Consider the following 7,346-nt stretch of genomic DNA (forward strand, 5'->3'; position numbering starts at 1 on the left):
TCTCATGCACCCACCGCCTTATTCGCCTAGGGTCTTTTTTAGAGTTAGTGCACTGACTTCTTATTTTACAATCTCGACAAGCAATGTGATTGAAGTAAACATCAAGGTATTTACCTTGCTCAAATACCTGCATTCGATTTTGAAGTTCATTACCAGCGGGGCATAAGTAAATATCTTTATTTGCATCGTATTTGAAGAGTGAGCGGTTAAATATCCCTTTCTTTTCAGAGGACGATGTATCCGTCTTGGGCATGATTGGCTCTGCACCCAAATCGATAGTATCTTTTATATCGGGCTGACTGAAGTAACCTTTATCTGCTAATACCCTTATATCTTCCTTGCGCAATGCTTTTTGTGCGAGTTTTGTCATTGACGCAAGCTGGCCTCTATCTGGCACGTTGGTCACCTCATGCGCCACTATAAGGTGGTGCTTGGTATCAACCGCACTTTGCACGTTATAACTCACAACTCTTGTAAAACCTTGAGTTTTCATTAAACGTGAATCAGGATCAGTAGTGGATATTTGCTTGTCAGGATGAGCTTCAACTTGTTCTTTAATCTCGTGTAGTTTTTTTAACTGGCTGCGAAAGTCAGCTAGCCTATCTTTTGTGGCTTTAATTTTTGTGACGTTAGCTTGCTCTTTATCGGCTTCATCAAGTAATTCAAGGTAACGTTCAATGTTCTTTTCGACTCGGTCGATGTGGAATTTAACTTTGCTTGGCGTAAAATTATTGCCTTTGTTGTTGCTAGCTTTAAACTTACTACCATCGATGGCAACAACTGGTTTCTCAAACATATTCAGACGACGACAGACTTCAACAAACGTTTTGCACACATTTTTTATACCATCTCCGTTGTCTTTTCTAAAATCAGCAATCGTTTTAAAGTCGGGTGCCAATTTACCAAGTAGCCACATCAGTTCAATATTGCGTTGGCATTCGGTTTCTAATCGGCGAGATGATTGAATACGGTTGAGGTAACCATAAAGATACAGTTTTAATAATGTGGCTGGATGATACTTAGGGCGGCCTGTGGACTTTAAAGTTAATCCTTTAAACCCCAATTCAGCTAGATTTAGTTCCTCAATGAAAACATCAATCACTCTGACCGTATTATCTTCACTGACGTAATCTTCCAACGATTCTGGAAATAACGTTGATTGGTCACGACTTTCACCGCTTATAAACTTTGACATACTGCCTCAACCCTCAACTGAATCAATAGTCTTATTATATAAATATCAGTATATTAAGTGAACTAAATGTATAGATTAATCGATCATAAGCAGCAGATACTTAGACCAAAAGGTGATCAGAGTTTTCACACAGTCTGTGCCATAAGCGGACTGTAGTAGCCTTAGTCTCTTGTATTAGTTATTTTCTGGCAGTTTCTTAATAACTAAAAAGTAATAAACGAGGTATCCTAACCAAGAAATAAAGAATGACATTAAGAACCAAACGACTTTGTTTGTGCCTTCTGCTTTTTTAGATACTAAAGCTAGAATCCAAGGCAAAGCCCCCACAAAGAAAAGAAATAGCAAAATAAATATTTGCCATAGACTAATTCCACCTAACCCCATATTAACTCCTTTATAACTTAAAACATCCGTTCTTTACTGCTCACATTGTACTAAAATTAATTATTACTTGCCTTGTATTTTCAGTAGCACTCTAAACTGTTGTTTGCCTGCTTAATGCTCCAAGCAAAACTTCGTAAAAGTGCCATTTCCGGACGTTCGTAACCTTAGACTCTTGTTAGCTGTATTTAATTCTCATGTTGAATTTTTTTCAGTATTCGCCCTTCGAGATTAAATAATACACTTGGTTTCCCGATTCCATTGTTGCCAATAGAGTTTTCATTATTTATCGACTGATTCAAAAACGAAAACATAGCATGTGATGGCTTTTCTGTAGATGGACAGTCTTTTAAAGCTTCTAAAGCCGACTCTTTAAATTTTGTTTTTTCACCTATTACAGCAAGTTCATCTTGTGCTATTCGCACGTATTCGACTTTCGCTCCTAATTCTTCATCCGGAACTATTTCATATTGGTACAGTTGATGCTCTCTTGTTTGTGCGCATTGAACACCGAAGATAAACTCTGCTTGATATGCGACAAAAAGCCGACTCATTGAGCCATGCTTTCTCGCTTCATTAAGAACTGCCTCAATTGAATGGCAAACCACTTGAGATAAATACTCACCTGTAAGGATATTATCTAAATCTCTATCTAAGAACATATCTTCACTGTAATTATCATTATTTCTTAAATGCTTTCTTTTCTCACAAGACATTACTATCTGATAACGTCCATCTGAAAAGGTTGGGTAAAGCTCTGAAAGGTGATTTTTCATCGAATTAATAAGATGTTGCGCGACTAGAGAACTTCCCGCAAACGCAATCGCACATGAACTTTCATACCTATTTCCTAAATATCCATTAAACCAGTCGCCACAAAAGTTTAACCCTTTAACCCTGATAGGTATTTCAATTACTTTTTTGAACCCTTTGACTAAAATATGGTTATTCTGAGTTATATGGCTATCCGCAGCAAAATAGATTCCTTCTTCAAACCCACCTTTACTATAACCTGCAATAACTAGAGTCATCGCTAATCCTTATACAGCTTATTGAACACCATTTTGGTGGTTTATAACACACCAAAACGGCGTATATTACATACTCTGATAATTTCACCAATAATTACCTTTGTAAACAAGTAATTAAAATAGCTAGGAATTAAGCTTGTTATTTTGCACCAAAGCGGCGGTTAATAATGTTATCGGACAAAATTAAGCTCCTACTCAAAAAAGCGGGAATAAATTTAACTTTTTCAGTGTCCGGTTTTCGCTCCAAGCCGAACTTCGGCAAAGTGCCATGAGCGAACTGTATTGATTTTTCTATCTTGCTAGCCATTTAATATATCAGTCTGTTCGTCATAAATACTGGAAATAACATTTTTCGCTATAGGATCTATTGTATATGCGGAGCCTCTTTGGGGCTGTGAGAATAAAATAGTATCGCAATACTGTTTAAGTATATAATAGCTATTATAATAATTTGTAACTCCACGGTCCTTATAAGTAGTTTTTATATCGTCATTTTCTAAGAATTTGATAAAGCATTTTACTTCTTCTGGTTGAAGCCCAGTAAAAAAGCGTTTTGCTGCACCATATTTCAAATCGTCAAATTCAGCCCACACCGTTTCACCTAACAGCTCATTTGCCTTGTAAGTTAATGAGGCTGATTCTGTTTTTTCACCGACGGCTGGAGTGTAAATAATGTTTTTGTTCTTTAAAGTGAATAAAGGTGCGCCCTTGGTGACACTTATATGGTTTTGCCTTTTCAGCTCTTGGATTATATAAAGTTGGAAAACATCTAACTGCCTAAAATCAGATAGCATTTTTTCTTTGCTTAGATTTTCAGCTACTTTTTCTTGTTCTAGTTTTAAAGCTGCTTCAGCTTCTTTATTTTTTAAAATTTTCTTATTATTGAAAAAATCTAAAGTAGCTCCGATAGCTGCATAAACTAACCGAATACTTGTAACGAAAACTAAACCTTGAAGTACAGTCTCATATACAGAGTTTAATGTAATTAATTCCTGCTTTAAAAGCACGAGTAGCAAATTAGATATTAAGAAAATAGCGAAATTAAGGCGTGTATCTTTTAATTTGATAAGTAAATCTAGTACTTCTTTTGAGCCCTGCATGAATGCATAATCCTTTATATGGCTAACGAGCTGGAAGAAGAACTCGTTTTTTAGTTTATTCTTATTAATGGTTCAACCATAGCTTATTTATTATTTTGATTCAATAAGTTACTTCTATTCAATGAAAAACAAAGGGATCAAATATTGACTTCATACATGGAAATTTATGAGTGACTGCTCCTCGCTCTTTGCCGAAGTCCGGCTACGTGCTAGAAGCGGATATTAATAAAGCGCCTTACCTTGATTTGTTAAGTTGTTTTGCTTTCTTTTTATCCCTAATCCATAAAACAGAGGGGTTTGTTTTTTTCATTTCAAACAAGTCTATAGCTTGAAATAAATCACTCAACTTCTTAAAGCCATAATTACGCTGGTCAAAGGATGCGTGATTTGAGATATGTGTACCGATTGGTCCTAACATGGCCCAGCCATCGTCTTCTTCGACAGCCTCAATTGCTTGCCTAAGCAAATTAATTAACTTGGTGTCACTTTTTATGTTCTTTTTTTGTTTTTGTATAGGGGGCTCTTTTTCGCTATCTTCGTCAAGATAGAGGAATAGTGAACAACTATTAACGAAAGCGAGTGGTGCTTTACGTTCACCAAATCCAATTACAAATTTACCATCAGCCAAAGAACGAGTTACCAAGGGAGTAAAATCACAATCGGACGACACTAGGCAAATAACATCAATGTCTTTAGTATACAGCACATCCATAACATCAATTACCAATGCCATATCCGTGGCATTCTTGCCCTTGGTAAGATCGAACTGTTGCATCGGCTGTATTGCAAATTCATGAAGCACATCTTCCCACGGTTTCAGGTTTTGATTTTTCCAATTTCCATATGCTTTACGGATGTTGACTACACCATATCGCGCCAACTCGGATAACACTTTATTTATCTTTTGAGCAGGTGCGTTATCTGCATCAATAAATATCGCAATTTTCTCTTTATCTCTCACAAAAGCTTCCTTGAAACTTAAAATCTTATTGACCAATACAGTAAACAGTTTCTCGACTTTTACTAGTAAATACTTAGGCTATTATTTTCCATATTCCAGCCAAATAACAGTATTGTAGTGGCTTGGTTAATTTGGGGTCCAAATTAGAGGCGTCTCCTTGTTGCTCATCTACAGCTAGTTGCAACCATTTGAACTAATTAAATTGTTTATAAATGTTTTTTCTATAAGGTTTTCTTGGAGCCCATATTTAATTTTTATGTATCTCCATTTTTTTACGTACTTACAATGAAAGTGCTTATTTCGGGGCATCCACTCATGGGGTGGCTGAGCGCCTTTAGATTGGTTGGCGTTGTCTTCCACAGCTAAGAGGTTTTCAAAGTCGTTGGCAAACGATCTTCTTTGCTCTCGAGTCCAGTATTTTCCACCCATCTCATGAGCATGAGCTAAGGGGACAATGTGGTCTATGTCGATATCTGAGGCTTTATAAAATGTTTGAGCAGTATATGGGTCTATCCATTCACCCCAAGAAACGTTGCAGGGCTTATTTCGTTTAAATTTAACTGGTGACTTTGAATCTCTAATGAGTATTTCAGCCCTTGCATCCTGGCAGTCATTATCGGCATCAACCCAGTGTGGCCAATCTTTTCTATTATAAGTAAGCGAGCCAACCCCAAAGCCTTTTGGCACTGGTTTAATTATATTTGGCGTACTTTTACCGCTATGGCAGTGATACTCGTTTCGCTTTTTATCGTTATGACAACCCTCTGAATTCGTTCGACCACTGTGAGCTGAGGCACTACTGGAGGCCATCAAAGTTAGTATTAATATTAGCGCTTTCATTTAAATTCCTTATACCTGATTTTTTTAACCAATAACGTCACTGTCTAAAACTAGGGTTGATAAATATACAATAACCGATTTAATTGCACTTTATAATAGGGATGTCTGACCAACGTGTTGTGTAGTGAGGTGATAAGAAAGCACGCTTCATATTCCATGTTTGTATAAGCTTTTCACTGCCGATTGATAAAGTGCCCACGCCATAACGTTTATTTATAGCATCTAAGCACTCCATCATCCTTGGTTTATCTTCACTGACAGAAAACATGTCAGCCTGTTGGAATAACTCACTCTCTAATTCTATTGCACCAATACCGCAGCGATAAAAGCGCGTATTTACTTTAAAAATATCATTTATGACGTCAGAGACGGCTTTAGCCATAACACTGGTATCCGATGTCGGTATGGGAAACTCATATAGAAGTGATTTTTTATAATAAAATTCTTCGTGAGGTGAACTGGCAGCAAATATAACGATACGTTTTGCTAAAGACTGCTGTTTCCTCAGTTTGCGGCCAACAATGGCAGCATGCGTAACGAGAGCTGATTTTAATGTTGTTATATCACAGACTCTTTCACCAAAGCTTCTTGTAGAGTATATCTCTTTTTTATTCTGCTTTACTTCATCCCAACTTAAACACGCAATACCGTTTAATTCGCTGACTGTTCGCTCAACGACAACACTGAACATTCTTCTCATGGCTTTAGGGTTTTGACAAGCGAGCTCCCATGCCGTGTTAATCCCCATAAACTTAAGTTTTTTTCCTAGACGGGAGCCTATGCCCCATACATCAGTGACATCCATTCGCGTCAATATTGCTTGGCGAGAATGCTCATCGTTAATAACTGCAACACCGTTATAGCCGGACAGCTTTTTAGCTGCATGGTTGGCGGCTTTAGCTAGCGTAGGCGTCGTACCAAACCCAACACCAACGGGTAGGCCGGTTTCACGCCAAACGGCACGGCGTATTGTTTGCCCATAGTCGGCCCAATCATCAATGATTTTACTGAAGCCAGTAAAACGAAGGAAAGACTCATCGATACTATATACATAGTGGTCATCACAAAAGCGGTTTATCACCGTCATCATTCGCTCGCTCAAATCAGCATACAGCTCATAGTTTGATGAGCGAACAACCACATTATGTTGCTCTAGGTAGTTTTTAACTTTGAAGTAAGGCTGGAATTTAGGAATGTTCAGCTTTCTGGCAATAGGGCATATGGCGCAAATACACCCATCGTTATTTGTTAGAACCACAACTGGTTTAAAGCGAATAGAGGGGTCAAAGACCTTTTCTGCACTCGCATAAAAAGCAACAGCATCTACGAGGGCAAACATCGACTCAGCTCGGCTTTATTCTTATGAAGTCGAATGCTCGAAGTAACAACACCTTCTAATTTAAAGTCATCACTTTCAGAAATATAAACAGACTGATAGTTTTTAGAAGCAGAAATGAGTAAACGGTTTGTTTTATCTATTATTTTACATACAAAAGTCCCATTATAACTCGCAACAATCACATCGCCAGTACTCACATTTTCAGCTCTATCTACAACGAGTAAGTCACCATCGAAAATCCCTACATCTTGCATTGATTCACCCGATGCTAAACCAATAAATGTCGCATTAGGATGCCTTATTATGAGTTCATCGAGCGAAATCCCAAGCTCTGTGTACTCTGCTGCGGGAGACTCAAATCCTGTAATACCGGCCTCTATAAAAATTGGAATAACAAACATACGCACCTCATTACTGTTTATTTATGGCGCTGATCCATTTCTGTGTTGGTTTGCTATACTAAGTAAATCAAATCATGTTAGGAGCGTCCATGAATAAT

Annotated in this window: 8 protein-coding genes; all 8 read right to left on the reverse strand. The window is 37.6% G+C overall.

Translation table 11 applies throughout. The features are described from left to right. Positions 1-1,195: IS1182 family transposase (locus AAEY57_RS18175; protein WP_350608459.1), on the reverse strand; the 1,195-nt coding region annotated here is incomplete at its 3' end. 174 nt (positions 1,196-1,369) lie between these two features. Then, the gene (locus AAEY57_RS18180; protein WP_350608460.1) at positions 1,370-1,579 is read right to left on the reverse strand and encodes a hypothetical protein; all 210 of its coding nucleotides are present in this window, start codon (positions 1,577-1,579) and stop codon (positions 1,370-1,372) included. Between the two features lie 185 nt (positions 1,580-1,764). Beyond that, on the reverse strand, positions 1,765-2,607 hold the full coding sequence (locus AAEY57_RS18185; protein ID WP_350608461.1) for a hypothetical protein: 843 nt from the start codon (positions 2,605-2,607) through the stop codon (positions 1,765-1,767). A gap of 299 nt (positions 2,608-2,906) precedes the next feature. After that, positions 2,907-3,707 carry a hypothetical protein gene (locus AAEY57_RS18190; protein ID WP_350608462.1) on the reverse strand — a complete coding sequence of 267 codons (801 nt, stop codon included), beginning with the start codon at positions 3,705-3,707 and terminating at the stop codon, positions 2,907-2,909. A gap of 235 nt (positions 3,708-3,942) precedes the next feature. Then, positions 3,943-4,668: an NYN domain-containing protein gene (locus AAEY57_RS18195; RefSeq protein ID WP_350608463.1), complete on the reverse strand. Its 726-nt coding sequence runs from the start codon at positions 4,666-4,668 to the stop codon at positions 3,943-3,945. Between the two features lie 174 nt (positions 4,669-4,842). After that, entirely contained in the window at positions 4,843-5,508 is a 666-nt protein-coding gene (locus AAEY57_RS18200; RefSeq protein WP_350608464.1) for a GmrSD restriction endonuclease domain-containing protein, read from the reverse strand. A 79-nt stretch (positions 5,509-5,587) separates the two neighbouring features. Beyond that, complete coding sequence (locus tag AAEY57_RS18205; RefSeq protein ID WP_350608465.1) at positions 5,588-6,847, reverse strand: Y-family DNA polymerase; 1,260 nt, start codon at positions 6,845-6,847, stop codon at positions 5,588-5,590. Continuing rightward, positions 6,832-7,248 carry a LexA family protein gene (locus tag AAEY57_RS18210; protein ID WP_350608466.1) on the reverse strand — a complete coding sequence of 139 codons (417 nt, stop codon included), beginning with the start codon at positions 7,246-7,248 and terminating at the stop codon, positions 6,832-6,834. The genes AAEY57_RS18205 and AAEY57_RS18210 overlap by 16 nt, the downstream gene beginning before the upstream one ends. Positions 7,249-7,346 lie beyond the last annotated feature (98 nt).

This window comes from Pseudoalteromonas sp. MER144-MNA-CIBAN-0113 (genome assembly GCF_040308965.1).
In the GTDB taxonomy this organism is placed as follows: Bacteria; Pseudomonadota; Gammaproteobacteria; order Enterobacterales; family Alteromonadaceae; genus Pseudoalteromonas; species Pseudoalteromonas tetraodonis.